This is a genomic window from Ideonella sp. (assembly GCF_041287625.1).
In the GTDB taxonomy this organism is placed as follows: domain Bacteria; phylum Pseudomonadota; class Gammaproteobacteria; order Burkholderiales; family Burkholderiaceae_C; genus Ideonella.
In genome coordinates this window covers 19,290-37,501 of record NZ_JBGGNH010000009.1, presented here as the reverse complement: position 1 = coordinate 37,501, position 18,212 = coordinate 19,290, and the positions used below count along the sequence as shown (strand labels likewise).

General features: G+C 65.6%; 17 protein-coding genes and 1 pseudogene. 16 read left to right on the top strand and 2 right to left on the bottom strand.

Features of this window, described 5'->3' with window-relative positions; genetic code table 11:
• Window positions 1–122, top strand: a pseudogene (locus tag ACAH41_RS02125) (IS5/IS1182 family transposase); the annotation flags it as partial.
• Between the two features lie 145 nt (window positions 123–267).
• Here ACAH41_RS02125 and ACAH41_RS02120 read toward each other — a convergent pair.
• Together ACAH41_RS02120 and ACAH41_RS02115 are read right to left on the bottom strand one after the other, a co-directional pair.
• Complete coding sequence (locus ACAH41_RS02120; protein ID WP_370538144.1) at window positions 268–1,899, bottom strand: NAD(P)H-hydrate dehydratase; 1,632 nt, start codon at window positions 1,897–1,899, stop codon at window positions 268–270.
• Between the two features lie 28 nt (window positions 1,900–1,927).
• A complete protein-coding gene (locus ACAH41_RS02115; protein WP_325652424.1) occupies window positions 1,928–3,196 on the bottom strand; it encodes an FAD-dependent oxidoreductase in 1,269 nt (422 codons plus the stop codon).
• A 578-nt stretch (window positions 3,197–3,774) separates the two neighbouring features.
• Between ACAH41_RS02115 and rpsB the strand changes: the two genes are divergently transcribed.
• From rpsB to rnhB, 15 genes are all read left to right on the top strand, one after another.
• The gene (gene rpsB, locus ACAH41_RS02110) at window positions 3,775–4,521 is read left to right on the top strand and encodes a 30S ribosomal protein S2 (RefSeq protein WP_325652423.1); all 747 of its coding nucleotides are present in this window, start codon (window positions 3,775–3,777) and stop codon (window positions 4,519–4,521) included.
• Window positions 4,522–4,641: 120 nt separating this feature from the next.
• Window positions 4,642–5,565 carry a translation elongation factor Ts gene (tsf, locus tag ACAH41_RS02105; protein ID WP_325652422.1) on the top strand — a complete coding sequence of 308 codons (924 nt, stop codon included), beginning with the start codon at window positions 4,642–4,644 and terminating at the stop codon, window positions 5,563–5,565.
• Between the two features lie 96 nt (window positions 5,566–5,661).
• Complete coding sequence (pyrH, locus tag ACAH41_RS02100) at window positions 5,662–6,372, top strand: UMP kinase (protein WP_325652421.1); 711 nt, start codon at window positions 5,662–5,664, stop codon at window positions 6,370–6,372.
• A 24-nt stretch (window positions 6,373–6,396) separates the two neighbouring features.
• Complete coding sequence (gene frr, locus ACAH41_RS02095; protein WP_325652420.1) at window positions 6,397–6,957, top strand: ribosome recycling factor; 561 nt, start codon at window positions 6,397–6,399, stop codon at window positions 6,955–6,957.
• A gap of 15 nt (window positions 6,958–6,972) precedes the next feature.
• Window positions 6,973–7,746: a polyprenyl diphosphate synthase gene (gene uppS, locus ACAH41_RS02090; RefSeq protein WP_325652418.1), complete on the top strand. Its 774-nt coding sequence runs from the start codon at window positions 6,973–6,975 to the stop codon at window positions 7,744–7,746.
• A gap of 7 nt (window positions 7,747–7,753) precedes the next feature.
• On the top strand, window positions 7,754–8,590 hold the full coding sequence (locus ACAH41_RS02085; RefSeq protein ID WP_325652416.1) for a phosphatidate cytidylyltransferase: 837 nt from the start codon (window positions 7,754–7,756) through the stop codon (window positions 8,588–8,590).
• An 82-nt stretch (window positions 8,591–8,672) separates the two neighbouring features.
• Window positions 8,673–9,863 (top strand): 1-deoxy-D-xylulose-5-phosphate reductoisomerase, encoded by a 1,191-nt coding sequence (ispC, locus tag ACAH41_RS02080; RefSeq protein WP_325652414.1) that lies wholly within the window; start codon window positions 8,673–8,675, stop codon window positions 9,861–9,863.
• 11 nt (window positions 9,864–9,874) lie between these two features.
• Complete coding sequence (gene rseP, locus ACAH41_RS02075; RefSeq protein WP_325652413.1) at window positions 9,875–11,242, top strand: RIP metalloprotease RseP; 1,368 nt, start codon at window positions 9,875–9,877, stop codon at window positions 11,240–11,242.
• Window positions 11,243–11,253: 11 nt separating this feature from the next.
• Window positions 11,254–13,599 carry an outer membrane protein assembly factor BamA gene (gene bamA / locus ACAH41_RS02070; RefSeq protein WP_370538143.1) on the top strand — a complete coding sequence of 782 codons (2,346 nt, stop codon included), beginning with the start codon at window positions 11,254–11,256 and terminating at the stop codon, window positions 13,597–13,599.
• Window positions 13,599–14,105 carry an OmpH family outer membrane protein gene (locus tag ACAH41_RS02065; protein ID WP_370538142.1) on the top strand — a complete coding sequence of 169 codons (507 nt, stop codon included), beginning with the start codon at window positions 13,599–13,601 and terminating at the stop codon, window positions 14,103–14,105. The genes bamA and ACAH41_RS02065 overlap by 1 nt, the downstream gene beginning before the upstream one ends.
• 27 nt (window positions 14,106–14,132) lie before the next feature.
• Window positions 14,133–15,179: a UDP-3-O-(3-hydroxymyristoyl)glucosamine N-acyltransferase gene (lpxD, locus tag ACAH41_RS02060; RefSeq protein WP_370538146.1), complete on the top strand. Its 1,047-nt coding sequence runs from the start codon at window positions 14,133–14,135 to the stop codon at window positions 15,177–15,179.
• Window positions 15,176–15,625, top strand: coding sequence for a 3-hydroxyacyl-ACP dehydratase FabZ (gene fabZ, locus ACAH41_RS02055; RefSeq protein ID WP_325652408.1), 450 nt, complete (start codon window positions 15,176–15,178; stop codon window positions 15,623–15,625). The genes lpxD and fabZ overlap by 4 nt, the downstream gene beginning before the upstream one ends.
• A 7-nt stretch (window positions 15,626–15,632) precedes the next feature.
• Window positions 15,633–16,421: an acyl-ACP--UDP-N-acetylglucosamine O-acyltransferase gene (gene lpxA, locus ACAH41_RS02050; RefSeq protein ID WP_325652406.1), complete on the top strand. Its 789-nt coding sequence runs from the start codon at window positions 15,633–15,635 to the stop codon at window positions 16,419–16,421.
• 16 nt (window positions 16,422–16,437) lie between these two features.
• On the top strand, window positions 16,438–17,595 hold the full coding sequence (gene lpxB, locus ACAH41_RS02045) for a lipid-A-disaccharide synthase (protein WP_325652405.1): 1,158 nt from the start codon (window positions 16,438–16,440) through the stop codon (window positions 17,593–17,595).
• Window positions 17,567–18,199: a ribonuclease HII gene (gene rnhB, locus ACAH41_RS02040; RefSeq protein ID WP_325652403.1), complete on the top strand. Its 633-nt coding sequence runs from the start codon at window positions 17,567–17,569 to the stop codon at window positions 18,197–18,199. The genes lpxB and rnhB overlap by 29 nt, the downstream gene beginning before the upstream one ends.
• Window positions 18,200–18,212: the final 13 nt, after the last annotated feature.

Here is an 18,212-nt window from a genome sequence, read left to right as displayed (position 1 = left end):
TCAAGCGGCTGTGGGGCTTTGCCAAGGTGCGTTACCGAGGGCTTGCCAAGAACGCCACACGCGCCTTCGTGGTCCTGGGTCTGACCAACATCTACTTGGCGCGGCAGCGTCTCGCGGCATGAGTGCGTCCGCAGTGGGCGCCATGAGCGCTTGAGGACCCCGAGCGGGGCCTCAGGCGCCCTCAAAACGCGTGATTCGCCGGCCTCATCCGCATGCCGAAATCGGTGAGCGGAGTTGGTTGAAAACTCCGGCTTGTTCAGCGTAGCCTTAGCGCAAAGGCGCTGGCTGCAGCACCTGTGTCATGGCTGCCGCCAGCTGACTGGCGCGCAGCGGCAGTCGCGCATCGACCGGTGCGATTTCCGCTGCCGCGCCATGGACCCAGGCCGCCGCACTGGCGGCCTGCATTGCCTGCCGCGTGGCGGCTTGCCAGCGCAGGTCTGTGTCACCCGCGCTGGCGCTTGGCGACGGCATGGCGGACCAGGCGGCGCCCAGCCAGCCGGCCAACACGTCGCCACTGCCTGGCGTTGCCAGCCTGGCGTTGCCGCTGGTGTTGATGCAGGGCATGGCCGCCGGGCCGGCGATCACCGTGCCCGCGCCTTTGAGCAACACGACGCTGTCGCAGCGCAGTGCAAGTGCTTGTGCGGCCTGCAGCCGGTGCTGCTGGATCGCTGCCGTGTGGACATCTGCCAGTCTCGCGGCTTCGAGCGGGTGCGGTGTCAGCACGGTGGCGAGCCCCGCGGAGCGGCGCTGCTGCAGCGCGCGCAGCAAGGCGTCGCTTGCCGCGATGGCGTTCAAGGCGTCCGCGTCCAGCACCAGCCTGCCGGCGCGTGCCAGCACTTCGGGCAACAGCGCGGCGATTGTTTCTCCGCCGCCGCAACCGCAGACCACCGTGGCCGCCTCCAGCACGCCCGGTTTCTGCCAGTCGGCGGTGGCACGCTGCATCAGCTCGGGCCACAGCGGGTCGACCTCGGCTGCGCCTGACAGCGTTGCCAGGTAGACGCGGCCGGCGCCGCCCGCCAGCGCCGCTCGGGCGGCCAGCCAGGCGGCGCCTGTCATGCCTGGCGCTCCGGCGATGACCCACAGGTCGCCAAAGCTGCCCTTGTGCTGCGCATGGTGGCGCGCAGGCCATGCGGCCTCGGCCGCTTGGCTGCGCAGCAGCCGCGCGCTGGCGCCTGCGGCCAATGCCGTGTCGGTCTGGCCCAGCGTGTCCAGCCAGATGCGGCCAGCCAAGTCGCGGCCGTGATGGGTGAACAAGCCGGGCTTGAGTGTCAGCAGCGACAGGGTGTGCTGCGCCTGTACCACCAGTTCGCCGCGCGGGTCCAGCACACTGCCGGTGTCGGCGCACAAGCCGGTTGGCAGGTCCACCGCCAGCGTCACGGCGCGGGTTTGCTGGCGTTGCCAGGCAACGACTGCGGCCAGCGAACCAGTGGGTGGCCGGCTTTGGCCCAGCCCCAGCAACGCGTCCACGATCAGGTCTTCGCTGCTGGCGGCAGGCACTGGTGGCGCGTCGACAAAAGACACGCCAGCGTCGCGCGCGGCCTCGAAGGCCTGGCGGGCATCTTCCGGCGAGCGATCTGCGTCGCCCATCTGCACCACGTTGACCTGTCGACCCGCCTGATGCAAATGCCGTGCTGCGACCAGGCCATCTCCGCCGTTGTTGCCCGGGCCGCTCAGCACCCAGACACGACCCTGGCTGGCGTGCATGCGCGGGGTGATCGCCAGCGCCAGACGGGCCACCGAAAGGCCAGCCAGCGCCATCAGGTGGCCGGGCCGTGGTTGCCGCGCGAGTGCTGCGGTCTCCAGCAGTCGGGAGGCGGCGGTGTCATGCAGCCAGGCAGGTCCGCCGGTCAGCGCGTCATGCAACGGTGTGGTGAGTGAGGGGGGTGGGGGCTGGCGCATGGCCGAGCCAGCCTACCACCGCACCGTCTCAGCGCCAGCGCTGCGGACTCAGTGCGGAACAGTCGATCAACGGCGAGCCGCCGGAGATCAGTGTGGTGAGCATGCTGGCGGCCCCCATGGCCAGGGCGGTTCCGTGGGTCGGATGACCCAGGTTCAGCCAAAGGCCGGGCAGGCCACTGGCGCCCAGCACGGGAGCACCATCGGCCGGCGCCACGCGGCTGGCTTGCCAGACCGGGTGATGGCCATGTTTTGCGGCACCCGGAAACCAGAGGTCCAGCGCGGCATACAGGCGCTCGACCGTGTCCGGCTGGGCTTGCTGCTTGGCATCGGGCTCGGACCAGAGGGCGGTGGCCCGCACGCGGTCGCCCAGGCGGGTCAATGTGATCTGTTGCTGGGAATCGGTCAGCGCGCTGCGGGGGCCGGGGTCCGGCATGGCCTCGGGCAGGCTCATCGGCGCGGTCAAGGAGCAGCCGCCGGCCACGCGCAAGGGCAGCTTGAGACCCAGTTCGCGCAGCAGGCCGGCACTGCCGAGGCCGCCGCACAGCAGCACCGCATCGAACCGACCGCTGCCGCTGGGGGAGCTGAGTTCGGATGGTGGTTCCGGGCGGGTGTCGCCGTCGCTGGCGGCGGCACGCGGCGGCGGGTTGCTGCGCTGCCATTGCAGTTGCACTGGCTGGCCGGGCGTGATGCGCTGCACGCTGCTGTCCAGGTGAAAGCGCGCGCCTGCGCGCTGAGCGGCCATGCGCAGTTGCTGGCTCAGCTGGCGGGTATTGACCACCGCTGCGCCTGGCAGGCGCAGCGCGGCGTGCAACGGGGCCTCCGGATTCAAGGCGGGTTCGAGCTGGCGGATCTGCGAGGCGTCGAGCAGCGAATGAGCAATGCCGGCGCTGGTCAGTTGCGCCAGGTCCGGTGCCAGTGCCTTCTGTTCCTTCTCGGTCCGCAGCAGCAGGGTCCAGCCCTGGCTGTGCTCGTGGTCCAGGTGCAGCGCAGGCGTCAGCTCCTGCAACAGCGAGGTGCTGGACAGTGCGAGCAGGCGCTGGGTGTCACGCTGCGCCTGCTGTGTGGCTGTGACGGTGGTCTTTTGTCCCCCCAGCCACGCAGGCAGTTTGCGCCAGCCGCGGCGCGGCCTGACCAGGGCTTGCAAGGTGATCGGGAGCATCAGTCCGGCGTCGGCAAAGCTGGCGCCGGCGGCGATGCTGCCGTGTTGTTCGAATACTTCGACCCGGTGGCCCGCCCGCGCCAGCGCCAATGCGCTGCTCACGCCGCTGATGCCAGCGCCTATCACCGCGACATGCATGCGCGGCTCCTGAGTGAAGAGGCGGGGCGCGGGGCGTTGGCGAGACAGGAGATCACAGAGCGGGGCGCGCCGGGCGCACGAGCAAGAAGGGAGGCAAAAGTGTGCAGCCGTGCCATCGGGTAACCACGTGTCAAGCGGCCGCATTGTGCCCCGGTGCCGCCGCTGCTGCCGGCGACGGGCGCGGCCTGGCGGCATTCGTGGGGTCTGTGCAACCCGGCCCCGGCACATGGCTTGACATGTGCGGGCCGGAGTGGGCTTGCCTGCCTGCTATACTCCTTGGGTTTAGCCGACAGCTGTTTGCCGAATGCCGCCGTTTTGTGCTTTTTAAGCGCGAAGGCAGGTTGTGAAGCAGGCGGTGTTGATTGGCTGAGCCGGCCTTGCGGCTGGCCGGGCTGTGGCGCAGGTGGTGAGCACCCGCGACGCGGCCAGGCTGGTCAACGTAGCGACTTAGCGACGCAGGGCCGAATTCGCGAACCCGGCTTATCAAGGTGTCGCGCGCCACGCGTTCCAAGGAAGTGTCCAAGGAATGTTGGCGGCGATGGTTGCCGGGATTCAAGACCCAACCTTTGGAGTTTTCCATGTCTGTCTCAATGCGTGAAATGCTGGAAGCCGGTGTCCACTTCGGTCACCAAACTCGCTTCTGGAACCCCAAGATGGCGCCGTACATCTACGGCCATCGCAACAAGATCCACATCATCAACCTGGAAAAGACGCTGCCCAAGTTCGAGGAAGCGTTGAAGTTCATCCGCCAGCTGTCCAGCAAGCGCGGAAACATCCTGATGGTGGGCACCAAGCGCCAGGCCCGCGACGTGGTCGCGATGGAAGCCCAGCGCGCCGGCATGCCTTTTGTTGACCAGCGCTGGCTCGGCGGCATGCTGACCAACTTCAAGACTGTCAAGGGTTCGCTGAAGAAGCTGAAGGACATGCAGTCCGTCAAGGATTCCGGCTCCGAAATGCGGATCAAGAAGGAAGCCCTGCTGTTTGACCGCGAACTGGCCAAGCTGGAAAAGGACATCGGCGGCATTCAGGACATGAGCGCGCTGCCGGATGCACTGTTCGTGATCGACGTCGGATTCCACAAGATTGCGGTCGCCGAAGCCATCAAGCTTGGCATCCCGGTGATCGGCGTGGTTGACACCAACCACTCGCCCGAAGGCGTGGACTATGTGATCCCTGGCAACGACGACTCGGCCAAGGCCGTGGCGCTGTATGCCAAGGCCGTTGCCGACGCCGTGCTGGAAGGCCGGGCCAACGCCGGCCACGACCTGGTGCAGGCCGTGGCAGCCGATGGCGACGAATTCGTTGAAGTCAACGAAGAAGCTTGATCGAGGCGCCTGAGCGCCAATGAGAAAGGGGCTGCTTCAGCCCCTTTTTCACAGCCCGATCGAAATCTGAATGAACAGCCCGGCAGCCCTGGTGGCTGCCACTGAAACGGAGAGAGAAAAATGGCCATTACCGCAAGCATGGTTGCCGAACTGCGTGGCAAGACCGACGCCCCGATGATGGAGTGCAAGAAGGCACTGACCGAAGCCGATGGCGACATGGTCAAGGCCGAAGAATTGCTGCGCGTCAAGCTGGGCACCAAGGCCGGCAAGGCCGCTTCGCGCGTGACCGCCGAAGGCGTGGTGTCGAGCTTCATCGACGGCACGACCGGCGCGCTGCTGGAAGTGAACTGCGAAACCGACTTCGTCACCAAGAACGACAGTTTCCTGGCGTTGACCAAGGCAGCTGCCGAGCTGATCGCCAAGCACGGCCCGGCTGACGTGGCCGCGCTGGGCGCACTGCCGTACGAACAAGACGGCTTCGGCCCGACGCTGGAAGACGTGCGCAAGGGCCTGATCGGCAAGATCGGGGAGAACATGTCTTTCCGCCGTTTCCAGCGTTGGTCGAACGGCGGCGCATTGGCCGGCTACCTGCACGGCACCCGCATCGGGGTCGTGGTGGAATTTGATGGCGACGCCGTGGCCGCCAAGGACGTGGCCATGCACGTGGCCGCGATGAAGCCGGTGGCATTGACCTCCAGCGACGTGCCCGCCGAGCTGATTGCCCGTGAGCGCTCGGTTGCGACCGCCAAGGCCGCCGAAGACGCAGCCAAGGCGACCGCCGAAGGCAAGCCGGTGCAGTCCGATGAAATCGTGGCCAAGCGCATCGAAGGCGGCGTGCAGAAGTACCTGAAGGAAGTCTCGCTGTTCAACCAGGTCTTCGTGAAGGCCGCTGACGGCAAGCAGACCGTCGAGCAGATGCTGAAGGCCGCCGGCACCACGGTGAAGGGCTTCACGCTCTACGTGGTCGGCGAAGGCATCGAGAAGAAGGTGGACGACTTCGCCGCCGAAGTGGCAGCGCAAGTCGCGGCCGCCAAGGGCGGCTGAGTCAGCCCCCTGTACGTGGCAGCAACTCTGATCGAGAGGCTGCCGCGTACACTTTCAGCCGATTCACAAGATCCACGCTCAACAGGGAAGAAAACAATGCCAGCCTACAAGCGCATCCTGCTCAAACTGTCCGGCGAAGCCCTGATGGGCGACGACTCGTACGGCATCAACCGCGCGACCATCGTGCGCATGGTGCAGGAAGTGCAGGAGGTCACCGAGCTGGGCTGTGAGGTCGCGGTGGTGATCGGCGGCGGCAATATTTTTCGCGGCGTGGCTGGCGGCTCGGTCGGCATGGACCGTGCGACCGCAGACTACATGGGCATGCTGGCCACGGTGATGAACGCCCTGGCCCTGGCCGACACGATGCGCCAAGAAGGCATGACGGCCCGTGTGATGTCGGCCATTGCGATCGACCAGGTCGTCGAGCCCTACGTGCGCCCGAAGGCGCTGCAATACCTCGAAGAAGGCAAGGTGGTGGTGTTCGCTGGCGGCACCGGCAACCCCTTCTTCACGACCGACACGGCCGCAGCGCTGCGCGGTGCCGAAATCGGTGCGCAGATCGTGCTGAAGGCCACCAAGGTGGACGGCGTGTACTCCGCGGATCCCAAGAAGGACCCGACGGCGACCCGCTACACCAACATCAGCTTCGACGAAGCCATTTCCAAGAATTTGCAGGTGCTGGACGCCACGGCTTTTGCGCTGTGCCGCGACCAGAAGCTGCCCATCAAGGTGTTTTCCATCTTCAAGCCCGGCGCGCTCAGGCGCGTGGTCATGGGCGAGGACGAGGGCACCCTGGTGCACGTCTGACCTCTCGACTGGAGCGCCAACATCATGACCATTGCCGACATCAAGAAGACCGCTGAAACGAAGATGGCCAAGTCCATCGAATCGTTCAAGGGCGAGTTGCAGAAGATCCGCACCGGCCGGGCCCATCCGGGCATCCTGGACCAGGTCAGCGTCGACTACTACGGCTCGATGGTGCCCATCAGCCAAGTGGCCAACGTGAGCTTGCTGGACGCGCGCACGATCAGCGTGCAGCCCTGGGAAAAAGGCATGGGTGCGAAGATCGAGAAGGCCATCCGCGAGTCGGACCTGGGCCTGAACCCGGCCTCGCAGGGCGACCTGATCCGCGTGCCGATGCCGGCGCTGACCGAAGAGCGCCGCCGCGACCTGACCAAGGTCGTGCGCAACGCGGGCGAGGACGCAAAGGTGGCCGTGCGCAACCTGCGCCGCGATGCCAACGAGCAGTTGAAGAAGCTCTTGAAGGACAAGCTGGCGACCGAGGACGAGGAGCGCCGCTCGCAGGACGAGGTGCAGAAGCTGACCGATCGCACCATTGGTGAGATCGACAGGCTGGTGCAGGGCAAGGAAGCCGACATCCTGGCGGTCTGAGGTCGACAGAGGTACATGGTCGACCTGTCCAATTTCCTCAGGGGTGGCATTGCGGCGCAACCCGCCGTGTCCGCATTGCCGCGCCATGTCGCGATCGTGATGGATGGCAACGGGCGCTGGGCCAAGAAGCGCTTCATGCCACGCATCTTCGGCCACAAGTTCGGCATGGAAGCACTGGTGCGCGTCATTGACGACTGCCATCGCCGGGGCATCGAGTACCTGACGGTCTACGCCTTTTCTTCCGAGAACTGGAAGCGGCCGGACGAGGAAGTGTCCGGCTTGATGAACCTGGTGCTGGTCGGCGTGTCGAAGTACCTCGCCAGGCTGGCCGACAAGGGTGTGCGCATCCATGTCGCCGGTGACCGCAGCAAGGTATCAGAGCGGGTCTGCCAGGCTTGGCAACACGCCGAGACGGCGACCGCAGACAACACCGGATTGAAGCTGACGGTGGCCTTCAACTACGGTGGCCGCTGGGACATCGTGCAGGCCTGCAAGCGGGCCATCGCCGATGGGCTGGCGCCCGAGGCGCTCAGCGAGGAAGCGCTGAGCAAGTACATGGCGCTGGGCTATGCGCCGGATCCGGACCTGTTCATCCGCACCGGCGGCGAGGTGCGCATCAGCAATTTCCTGTTGTGGCAGCTCGCCTATGCCGAGCTGCATTTCACCGACTGCCTGTGGCCGGATTTCGACGAGGCCGAGCTCGACAAGGCGATTGCCGTCTTCGCCTCGCGTGACCGTCGCTTCGGTGGTGTCAAGCCTTCTCCTTCCACTCAAGAGGCTTCGGCCTGAGCCCCAGATGCTGCTTCAGCGTGTGATCACCGCACTGGTGCTGCTGGCACTGCTGCTGCCGGCCTTGCTGGTCGCCAATCCGCTGCCATTTGCGCTGCTCAGTCTGGTGCTGATCGGCCTGGGTGGCTGGGAGTGGGGGCGGTTGAACGGGCTGAAGGGCGTGTCACCCGTGGCGCTTGGCCTGTTGGTGCTGCTGTTGTGCGGCCTGGCCTGGTGGGCGGGCTGGGTGGCACGCATGCCGGCGGCGGGCTGGTGGCTGGCCACGGCTTGCTGGGTGCTGGGTGGCGCTGCGGCGCTGCGGGCCGGCCCGGCGGCGTGGCCGCGGCGGGCCCAGGGCCTGCGTCTGTTGATCGGCACGCTGGTGCTCTGTGCCGCCTGGCTGGCGCTGACCGCCGCGCGGGCACGCGGCTTGAACTTCATCCTGTCCTGCTTCTGCGTGGTCTGGATGGCCGACATCGCCGCTTACTTCGGTGGGCGCACTTTCGGCCGCCACAAGCTGGCGCCAGCCATCAGTCCCGGCAAGAGCTGGGAAGGCGTCTGGTCCGGCATGGCGGGTGTGCTCGTGCTTGGGGTGCTCTGGATGCAGTTGGAACCGGTGTGGTTTGGCAGCGCCAGCAGCGTCTTTGCCCAGCTGTGGGCACGCCTGGGCTGGCTGGGCTGGCCGGTAGCGCTGGTGTTCCTGTCTGCGCTCAGTGTGATGGGTGACCTGGTGGAGTCCATGGCCAAGCGGGCTGTGGGCGCCAAGGATTCCAGCGCCTTGCTGCCTGGGCATGGGGGGATCCTGGACCGTGTGGATGCCTTGCTGCCGGTATTGCCGGCCATCATGGCCTTGACCAGCTTTTGAGCGGGCCCTTCACGCCGCGCCGCGCCGTCTCGCGATGGCGCAGACTGTCATGTCGGCCTCTTACGTTTTGACGGACTTGTCCATGACCACTCGCCAGCGTCTTTGCATTCTGGGCGCCACCGGCTCGATCGGGACCAGCACCCTGGACGTGGTGGCGCGCCACCCCGATCAATTCGAGGTCGTGGCCCTGACCGGCCATGCACGGGTGCCGGAACTGCTGGCACAGCTGCATCAATGGCAACCACGTTTCGCCGCCATGAGCGACCTGACCGCGGCAGCCGAATTGCGCCGGCAGGTTCGAGAAGCCGGTTTGCCAACCGAGGTGCTGGAAGGCCCGCAGGCGCTGGTCGAGCTGGCTGCGCACGAAGACGTGGACAGCGTGATGGCGGCCATTGTCGGCGCCGCAGGTTTGCCTGCCTGCATGGCCGCAGCCCTTGCTGGCAAGCGCCTGCTGCTGGCCAACAAGGAGGCGCTGGTGGTCGGCGGAGCGCAATTCATGGCCGCAGTGCGGCAGGGCGGGGCGCAACTGCTGCCGATCGACAGCGAACATTCGGCCATCTTCCAGTGCCTGCCGGAAGACCGCAGCACCTGGGCCCGGCGCATCGACCACATCGTGTTGACGGCGTCTGGCGGACCCTTCCGCCAGCGCGATCCGGCCAGCTTGGCCGACGTGACGCCTGACCAGGCCTGCGCGCATCCGAATTGGGTCATGGGCCGCAAGATCTCGGTCGACTCGGCGACGATGATGAACAAGGCGCTCGAAGTGATCGAAGCGCGCTGGCTGTTCGACCTGCAGCCGGAGCAGGTGCAGGTGGTGATTCACCCTCAAAGCATCGTGCACTCGATGGTGGTCTGCCGAGACCAGTCTGTGCTGGCGCAAATGGGCACGCCCGACATGCGGGTGCCCATCGCCTACGGGCTTTCCTTCCCCGCGCGCATCGCCTCCGGCGCCCAGCCGCTGGACTTCCTGAACCTGCCGCCGTTGACCTTCGAGGCGCCGGAGCGCAGCCGCTTTCCCGGCCTGTTCCTGGCCTGGGACGCGCTGCGGGGTGCACACGGCAGCACGGCCGTGCTGAACGCGGCCAATGAGGAAGCGGTGGCGGCCTTCCTGGATGGCCGGCTCGGCTTCAACACCATCCACCGGGTCAATGCGGCAACGCTCGAAGCCTTGCCACCCAAGCTGGACCTCCAGGCGCCAGTCGAAGCTTTGCTGGCGCTGGACCAGGAAGCTCGCTCGGTGGCCCGGGCTGTCATTTCGACCTTGCAACGCTGAGGCGGACTGAGATGGGCTATTACTTCGTTGGCATCGTGTTGATGCTGGGCATCTTGATTCCCATCCATGAGTACGGGCACTACCGTGTAGCTCGATGGTGGGGTGTGCGAATTCTTCGGTTTTCGATTGGCTTTGGTCCCGTGCTATGGCGGCGGCAGGCCAGTCCAGATGCCACGGAGTTCACTCTCTCCGCGCTGCCGCTGGGTGGCTATGTGAGGATGCTGGACTCGAGAGAAGGGCCCGTCGACCATTTGGAGGTGGGGCGTGCTTTTGATCGGCAGCCTTTGAGGGCGCGCATCAGCATTGTGCTGGCTGGACCGCTGGCTAACCTGGCGCTCGCCGTGCTGCTCTACGCCGCTGTCGGCTGGCTGGGCAATGAAGAGCCCCGAGCGGTCTTGGCCACACCGCCTGCCAACAGCCTTGCCGAAAAAATTGGCTTGCAGGCTGGGGACCAGGTTGTGGCGGTGTCGCGCGGCGGCCAGGAGTGGCGTGAACTTAGCGCAATGAGCGAACTGCAGTGGGCGTTGATGCAGGCGCTGCTCGATGGCCAGCCGCTTCAGTTGCAGGTGACCAACCAACAAGGTGAACGTCGTCATACGCTTACCCTACCGCTTGATCAATTCGCTGGGCAGGAGCCGAGCGCTGATGTGCTGCGACTTGTGGGCATAGGCGCACCATTTCGCGAACCGATGATCGATGCTGTTCTGCCAGGCGGCGCAGCAGCGCAGGCCGGTCTACAGGCGGGCGACCGCGTGCTGAGCATCGATGGCGAATCCATCCGGGATGCCCAGATGTTGCTAGATCGGATCAAGGGCGCGGGAAGCCTCACGGTGCCTGTCATGCAATGGCAGGTTGAGCGAGCCCAGCAACGATTGTTATTGGTGGTCGAACCGCGCAAGGTGACTGAGGCGGGTCGCACGATCGGTCGCATTGAGGCTCAGGTGGGTGCACCGGAGTCGACAACGCTCGTACAACTTGGCTTCTGGGATGGCTTGGGTGCTGGTTGGACGCGGACTGGCGAAATGGCATGGACCAGCTTGCGCATGCTGGGGCGCGTGGCAACTGGACAAGCTTCTTTACGCAATATCAGCGGGCCGTTGACGATGGCCGACTATGCGGGGAAGGCGATCAAGCGCGGGCTGGTTTACTACCTGGCCTACTTGGCCTTCGTCAGCGTCAGCCTGGGTGTGCTCAACCTGCTGCCGCTGCCGATGCTCGACGGGGGCCACCTGATATATTATCTTTTTGAGGCGGTGACCGGCCGGCCGGTGTCCGACCAGTGGCTCACGTGGCTGCAACGTGGCGGTGCACTGGTGCTGCTGTTGATGATGTCCATCGCCCTATCCAACGACGTGGCCCGCTTCCTGGGCCTGCAGTGACACTCCTCCCGATGCGATTTTCCCCTCTAGCAAGTTTCTTGCGGCCGGTGCCGGCCTGCGTGGCTCTGATGGCCGCGGGTTTTGCGCAAGTCAGCCTGGCCGTCGAACCTTTCGACATTCGCGACATCCGCGTCGAAGGCTTGCAGCGCAGCGACCCGGGCAGCGTGTTCGCTGCCTTGCCCTTTCGCGTTGGCGACGCCTACAACGACGACAAGGGGGCTGCGGCGCTGCGTGCCTTGTTTGCCACCGGCCTGTTCAAGGACGTGCGCATCGAGCTCGATGGCAAGGTCGTGGTGATCATCGTCGATGAGCGTTCGTTCATCGCGTCGGTCAACTTCAGCGGCTTGAAGGAGTTCGACAAGGACACCCTGGCCAAGGCGCTGAAGGACAACGGCATCGCCGAAGGCCAGCCGTACGACAAGGCCGTGATCGACCGGGCCGAGCAGGAAATCAAGCGCCAGTACCTCTCGCGCAGCCTGTACGGTGCCGAAGTCGTGACCACCGCGACGCCGGTGGGCGGCAACCGGGTGGACATCACCTTCAACGTGACCGAAGGCAGTGTCGCGAAGATCGGCGACATCCGCATCCTCGGCACGCACGCATTCTCCGAGTCCACGCTGCTGGGCTTGATGGACCTGACGACTGGTGGCTGGTTGACCTGGTACACCAAGTCGGACCGTTACGCCCGCACCAAGCTGAATGCCGACCTGGAAAAGATTCGCTCGTACTACCTGAACCGCGGTTACCTGGAGTTCGACATCACCTCGTCCCAGGTGACGATCTCGCCGGACAAGCAGAACATCGACATCTCGGTCACGGTCTCCGAAGGCCAGCCCTATGTGGTGGCGGGCGTGCGGCTGGAAGGCGAGTTCCTGGGCCGCGAGGCAGACTTCCGCAACCGTGTCGTGGTTCGACCCGGCGAGGCCTATCGCGGTGACGACGTGACCGCCACGACCCGGCTGTTCACCGACCTTTACGCCAGCTATGGCTACGCTTTCGCCAAGGTCGAATCGCGGCCGGAGATTGATCGCAAGACCGGCCAGGTTGTGCTGGTGCTGCAAGGTGCGCCGGGCCAACGTGTCAATGTTCGCCGCGTCAACATTGCCGGCAACTCGATCACCCGTGACGAAGTGATCCGCCGCGAGTTCCGGCAGTTCGAAGGTGCCTGGTACGACGGCAACAAGATCAAGCTGTCGCGCGACCGGGTCGAGCGCCTGGGCTTCTTCAACGAAGTGACGGTCGAGACCAACGAGGTGCCGGGTTCGCCTGACCAGGTCGACCTGGTGATCACCGTGACCGAAAAGCCGACCGGCAGCCTGCAGTTGTCTGCCGGCTTCTCCAGCGCGGACCGGCTTTCGCTGAGCGCGTCGATCCGCAAGGAAAACGTCTTTGGCAGCGGCAACTACCTTGGCTTCGACATCAACACCAGCAGGTCCAGCCGCAGCCTGTCGGTCAGCACAGTAGACCCGTACTTCACCGACGATGGCGTGTCGCGTGCCATCGAGGTGTACTACCGCACCTCCAAGCCGATCAACAGCCGGGGTGACAAATTCGAACTGGCCACGCCGGGAGCATCGATCCGGTTTGGTGTGCCGTTCACCGAATTCGACACCGTGTTCTTTGGCGTCGGCGGTGAAGAGACCATCATTGGCACCTCGGAGGGGCTGCCGCTGAGCTACACCAAGTACGTCGACACCTTTGGTCGCTACAGCTGGGCCACGCCGCTGACGGTGGGCTGGGCGCGGGAAGAGCGCGACAACCCGGTGTCGCCGACACGTGGCCAATACAAGCGCATCAACCTTGACCTGAGCCTCGTCGGTGACGTGCGTTACGCGCGCCTGAATGGCCAGATGCAGCACTTCATGGCCGTGCCGTATTTCCCCAAGCTCACCTTGGGCCTGAACGGTGAAATTGGGTATGGCGCAGGGCTGAGTGGCCTGCCTTATCCCACTTTCAAGAATTTCTATGGCGGCGGTCTTGGTTCGGTTCGCGCCTTCGAGCCAAATTCGCTGGGCGACGTCGACGTCACCGGCGTCTACAACGGTGGCAACAAGCGCCTGAACCTGAATGCGGAAATGTATTTCCCGGTGCCTGGCACCGGAAACGACAAGAGCCTGCGCATCTTCACGTTTGCGGACGCCGGCAATGTGTGGGGCGACCATGCAGGCACCGTGACGCAGCAGGATCGTGATCGTGGCCGCACCGGCAGCCTCACCGACATTCGCGCCTCTGCCGGTTTCGGCCTCAGCTGGATCTCCCCGGTGGGCCCGTTGAAGATGAGTTACGGCACGCCTTTGCGTTCTTTCAGCGGGGATAAAATCCAGCGCTTCCAGTTTCAGATCGGAACGGCTTTTTGATGATGACTTCGCTTTTGAAATCCCTGTTGGCCGCCGTGGCCCTGTGCTCGGCGCTGGGCGTGTCAGCGCAGGAGCTGAAGATCGGCTATGTCAACGGCGAGCGGGTGCTGCGCGAAGCCACGCCGGCGAAAGCGGCCCAGGCCAAGCTGGAAGCCGAGTTCAAGAAGCGGGAAACCGAGTTGAACGACGTTGGTACCAAGCTGCGTGCAGCCATGGACAAGCTGGACAAGGATGGCCCGACGCTGCCCGAAGCCGAACGCAGCCGCCGCCAGCGTGACCTGTCCGACCAGCAGCGCGACTTCGACCGCAAGCGCCGCGAGCTGCTGGAAGACCTCAACCAGCGCAAGAACGAAGAACTGGCTGCGGTGACCGAGCGCGCCAGCAAGGTCATCAAGCAGATCTTCGAACAGGAAAAGTACGACCTGATCCTGCAGGAAGTCGTGTTTGCCGGCCCGCGCGTGGACATCACCAAGAAGGTGATCGATGCGCTGAACGCGGGTAAGTGATTTGCAACGGCACGAACGATGAATCACATGCCGGGTGCGACCGCTCCGGTCCGCCTGGCAGAGATTGTCCAGGCCCTGGGCGGTGAATTGGTGGGCGATGGTGCGTTGGAGATCCAGCGCATCGCTTCCTTGGAAGCCGCTGATGCGCACAGCATCAGCTTCCTGGCCCAGGCTCGTTTGCGGGCTTTGTTGGACAGCACGCAGGCAGGCTGTCTGATCGTGCGGGCCGACTTGCGCGAAGCGGCGCAGGCCCGCGGCGCGGTGATCGTCGCGGCTGATCCTTACCTGTACTACGCCAGGCTCTCGCGCTGGTGGGCGGAACGCCGTCGTGCGGTGGTCAAGACCGGCGTGCATGCCAGCGCCGTGATCGGCGAAGGCGTGCGCCTGCATCCCACGGCGAGCATCGGCCCGCAAGCGGTGATCGACGACGGCGCATTCATTGGCGAAGGCGTGATCATTGGCGCGCACTGCCACGTGGGCGCGGCGGCTGTGATCGGCGCGCACACCCGCCTGGCCGCGCACGTGGTGTTTGCCGACGCCTGCCGCATTGGCGAGCGCGGCATGCTGCAGAGCGGCGTGGTCGTTGGTGGAGACGGCTTCGGCTTTGCGCCTTTCGAAGGCCGCTGGGAAAAGATCGAGCAGCTCGGCACGGTGCAGATCGGCGACGACGTCGACATTGGCGCCAACACCTGCGTAGACCGCGGCGCGCTCGACGACACGGTGCTGGCCAATGGCGTGAAGCTGGACAACCTGATCCAGATCGCCCACAACGTGCGCATTGGCGAGCACACGGCCATGGCGGCCTGCGTGGGCGTGGCCGGCAGCGCGCGCATCGGGGCGCATTGCCTGATCGGCGGCGCCGCCCTGATCCAGGGCCACATCGAGATCGTCGACCACGTGCAGGTTTCGGCCGGCAGCTTCGTGATGCATTCGCTGCGCCAGCCCGGTCACTACAGCGGCATCTTCCCGATCGACACCAACGCGAACTGGGAAAAGAACGCAGCCACGCTGCGCCAGTTGTACACACTCAGAAGTCGCGTGCGCGCGCTTGAACAGCAGAACAAGACACCATGACCCCGACGATGGACATCCACGAGATCCTCAAGCGCCTGCCGCACCGCTATCCCATCCTGCTGGTCGACCGTGTGCTGGAGCTGGAGAAGCATGTGCGCATCAAGGCGCTGAAGAATGTGTCGATCAACGAGCCGGTGTTCCTGGGCCACTTCCCGCACCGCCCGGTGATGCCGGGCGTGCTGATCCTGGAAGCCATGGCCCAGGCCGCTGCGCTGCTGTCCTTTGCGTCCAACGACGTCGATCCGGGTGACGACATGGTGGTGTATTTCGCTGGCATCGATGGCGCGCGGTTCAAGCGGCCGGTCGAGCCGGGTGACCAGCTCATCCTGGAAGCTTCCATCGAGCGCGTGAAGGCCAGCATCATCAAGTACAAGGCCCGGGCCACGGTGGACGGCGAGCTCGCCGCCGAGGCCGAGTTGATGTGCACGATGCGCAAGATCTGCTGAGTCCGCCATGACGCAGATCCACGCCACTGCGCTGGTGGACCCGGCTGCCGAGCTGCACGAGTCGGTGCAGGTGGGGGCGTACAGCCTGATCGGCCCGCAGGTGCGCATTGGCGCCGGCACCGTCATCGGGCCGCACTGCGTGATCGAAGGCCACACCACCATCGGCGAGCAGAACCGCTTCTTCCAGTTCAGCTCGATCGGCGCTGTGGCTCAGGACATGAGCTATGCCGGCGAGCCGGCGGCGCTGGAGATCGGCGACCGGAACACGATTCGCGAGTTCTGCACGATCAACCTCGGCACGGCCAAGGAAGATGGCATCACCCGCATTGGTTCGGACAACTGGATCATGGCCTACGTGCACGTGGCCCATGACGTGCGACTGGGCAGCCACAACGTGCTGGCCAACGGCGTGACGCTGGCCGGCCATGTGCATCTGGGTGATTGGGTGACGATTGGCGGCCTCAGTGGCGTGCTGCAGTTCGTGCACATCGGCTCGCAGGCGATGGTCGGGTTCCAGGCCCATGTCTCGCAGGACGTGCCGCCCTTCATGACGGTGGACGGCAACCCGCTGGCAGCACGCGCGATCAACCTGACCGGCCTGCGCCGCCGTGGTTTCAGCAACGAGCGCACTGCGGTGATCCGCCAACTGCACAAGTTGCTGTACCGCTCGTCGTTGACGCTGGAGCAGGCCGTTGAAGGCATGACGGCGCTGAAGGGTCAGCAAGCCGAGGCCGATGGCGACATCGACACGATGCTCAATTTCCTCGCGGCCGCCAAGCGCGGCATCGTGCGCTGAGCGCCGGTCCGCACCCATGACGATCCCGGCCCCGCGCCTGGCGATGGTGGCCGGTGAAGCTTCTGGCGACCTGCTGGCCAGCCTGTTGCTCAAAGGTCTGCACGCGCGCTGGCCCGGCACGCAGGCGACCGGCATTGGCGGGCCGCGCATGATTGCCGAGGGCTTCAGCGCCTGGTGGCCCAGCGCCAAGCTTTCGGTGTTCGGCTACGTGGACGCCTTGATGCATTTGCGCGAGCTGTTGCGCATCCGCAGTCGATTGCGCGAGCGCCTGCTGGCCGAACGGCCGGATGTGTTCATCGGCGTCGACGCACCTGATTTCAACTTCGGCCTGGAGACCGCGCTGCGCGCCGGGGGCCTGCGCACGGTGCACTTCGTCTGCCCGTCGATCTGGGCCTGGCGTGGCGAGCGGGTCAAGAAGCTGGCCGCTGCGGCCGACCATGTGCTGTGCCTGTTTCCGTTCGAGCCGGCGCTGCTGGCCGAGCACGGCGTGGCTGCGACCTACGTGGGTCATCCGCTGGCCGACCTGATTCCGCTGGCGCCGCCTCGTGCGGCTGCGCGGCTGGCGCTGGGCCTGGGCGGAGAAGACACCGTCGTTGCGCTGCTGCCTGGCAGTCGCCGCAGCGAGATTCGCCACATTGCACCTGCGCTGCTGCAAGCCGCGGTGCAGATGGCGGCGGCGTGGCCTGTGCAACGGGGGCCGCTGCGCTTTGTCGTCCCGGTTGCGCCTGGCCTGCGGCCGCTGTTGCTGCCGCTGCTGGCCAAGCACGCGCCTGGGCTCGCGGTCGACTTGGTGGACGGCCGCTCGCACGAGGTGCTGGCGGCGTGTGACGTGACGCTGCTGGCCAGCGGCACGGCCACGCTGGAAGCGGCGCTGTTCAAGCGGCCGATGGTGATCGTCTACCGCCTGCATTGGCTGAACTACCGCATGATGCGCGGCAAGGCTTACCTGCCTTGGCACGGCCTGCCTAACATCCTGGCGCGTGAATTCCTGGTGCCCGAGCTGATCCAGGACGATGCGACGCCGCAAGCCATTGCCAGCGAAGCGCTGGCTTGGCTGGACAATCCGGACTGCTGCGCCGAACTGGCGCGGCGTTTTGAAACCATGCACCTCACGCTGCGCCAGGACACGGCGCGCAAGGCCAGTGATGCCATCGCGACGCTCCTCAACGCCTGAGCAGATTCACCTGCACTTCGAAGTGGCCGGCCTGATTGCCGGCGTGGACGAGGCCGGGCGCGGCCCGCTGGCCGGGCCGGTGGTGGCCGCGGCCGTCATCCTCGACGAGCTGCAGCCGATTGCCGGCCTGAAGGATTCGAAGGTGCTGACGGCGCGCAGGCGCGAGGCGCTGTTCGACGAGATCCGCGCCAAGGCCTTGTGCTGCGCCATCGCCCAGGCGAGCGTCGAAGAGATCGACCAGTTCAACATCCTGCAGGCGACGATGCTGGCGATGCGCCGCGCGGTCGAAGGCCTGCGGCTGCTGCCTGCCAAGGTGCTGGTGGACGGCAACCGGCTGCCGGTGCTGAAGATGCCAGGCGAGGCCATCGTCGACGGCGACGCCAAGGTCCAGTCGATCTCGGCAGCCTCCATCCTGGCCAAGGTGTACCGCGACCGGCTGTGCCTGGACATGCACGCGCAGTGGCCACACTACGGCTTCGACAGCCACAAGGGCTACCCGACGCCAGAACACCTGGCGGCGCTGCGAACGCACGGCGCCGCGCCAGTGCATCGCCGCAGCTTTGCACCCGTGCGAGCCTGCTTACCGGGCAGCGACCCCTGCTGAGCTCCGCTTTCCC

Excerpts from the sequence above, each read along its gene's own strand:
- ACAH41_RS02120 (WP_370538144.1), bottom strand. The coding sequence starts at position 1,899 with ATGCGCCAGCCCCCACCCCCCTCACTCACCACACCGTTGCATGACGCG.
- ACAH41_RS02115 (WP_325652424.1), bottom strand. The coding sequence starts at position 3,196 with ATGCATGTCGCGGTGATAGGCGCTGGCATCAGCGGCGTGAGCAGCGCA.
- rpsB (WP_325652423.1), top strand. The coding sequence starts at position 3,775 with ATGTCTGTCTCAATGCGTGAAATGCTGGAAGCCGGTGTCCACTTCGGT.
- tsf (WP_325652422.1), top strand. The coding sequence starts at position 4,642 with ATGGCCATTACCGCAAGCATGGTTGCCGAACTGCGTGGCAAGACCGAC.
- pyrH (WP_325652421.1), top strand. The coding sequence starts at position 5,662 with ATGCCAGCCTACAAGCGCATCCTGCTCAAACTGTCCGGCGAAGCCCTG.
- frr (WP_325652420.1), top strand. The coding sequence starts at position 6,397 with ATGACCATTGCCGACATCAAGAAGACCGCTGAAACGAAGATGGCCAAG.
- uppS (WP_325652418.1), top strand. The coding sequence starts at position 6,973 with ATGGTCGACCTGTCCAATTTCCTCAGGGGTGGCATTGCGGCGCAACCC.
- ACAH41_RS02085 (WP_325652416.1), top strand. The coding sequence starts at position 7,754 with ATGCTGCTTCAGCGTGTGATCACCGCACTGGTGCTGCTGGCACTGCTG.
- ispC (WP_325652414.1), top strand. The coding sequence starts at position 8,673 with ATGACCACTCGCCAGCGTCTTTGCATTCTGGGCGCCACCGGCTCGATC.
- rseP (WP_325652413.1), top strand. The coding sequence starts at position 9,875 with ATGGGCTATTACTTCGTTGGCATCGTGTTGATGCTGGGCATCTTGATT.
- bamA (WP_370538143.1), top strand. The coding sequence starts at position 11,254 with ATGCGATTTTCCCCTCTAGCAAGTTTCTTGCGGCCGGTGCCGGCCTGC.
- ACAH41_RS02065 (WP_370538142.1), top strand. The coding sequence starts at position 13,599 with ATGATGACTTCGCTTTTGAAATCCCTGTTGGCCGCCGTGGCCCTGTGC.
- lpxD (WP_370538146.1), top strand. The coding sequence starts at position 14,133 with ATGCCGGGTGCGACCGCTCCGGTCCGCCTGGCAGAGATTGTCCAGGCC.
- fabZ (WP_325652408.1), top strand. The coding sequence starts at position 15,176 with ATGACCCCGACGATGGACATCCACGAGATCCTCAAGCGCCTGCCGCAC.
- lpxA (WP_325652406.1), top strand. The coding sequence starts at position 15,633 with ATGACGCAGATCCACGCCACTGCGCTGGTGGACCCGGCTGCCGAGCTG.
- lpxB (WP_325652405.1), top strand. The coding sequence starts at position 16,438 with ATGACGATCCCGGCCCCGCGCCTGGCGATGGTGGCCGGTGAAGCTTCT.
- rnhB (WP_325652403.1), top strand. The coding sequence starts at position 17,567 with ATGCCATCGCGACGCTCCTCAACGCCTGAGCAGATTCACCTGCACTTC.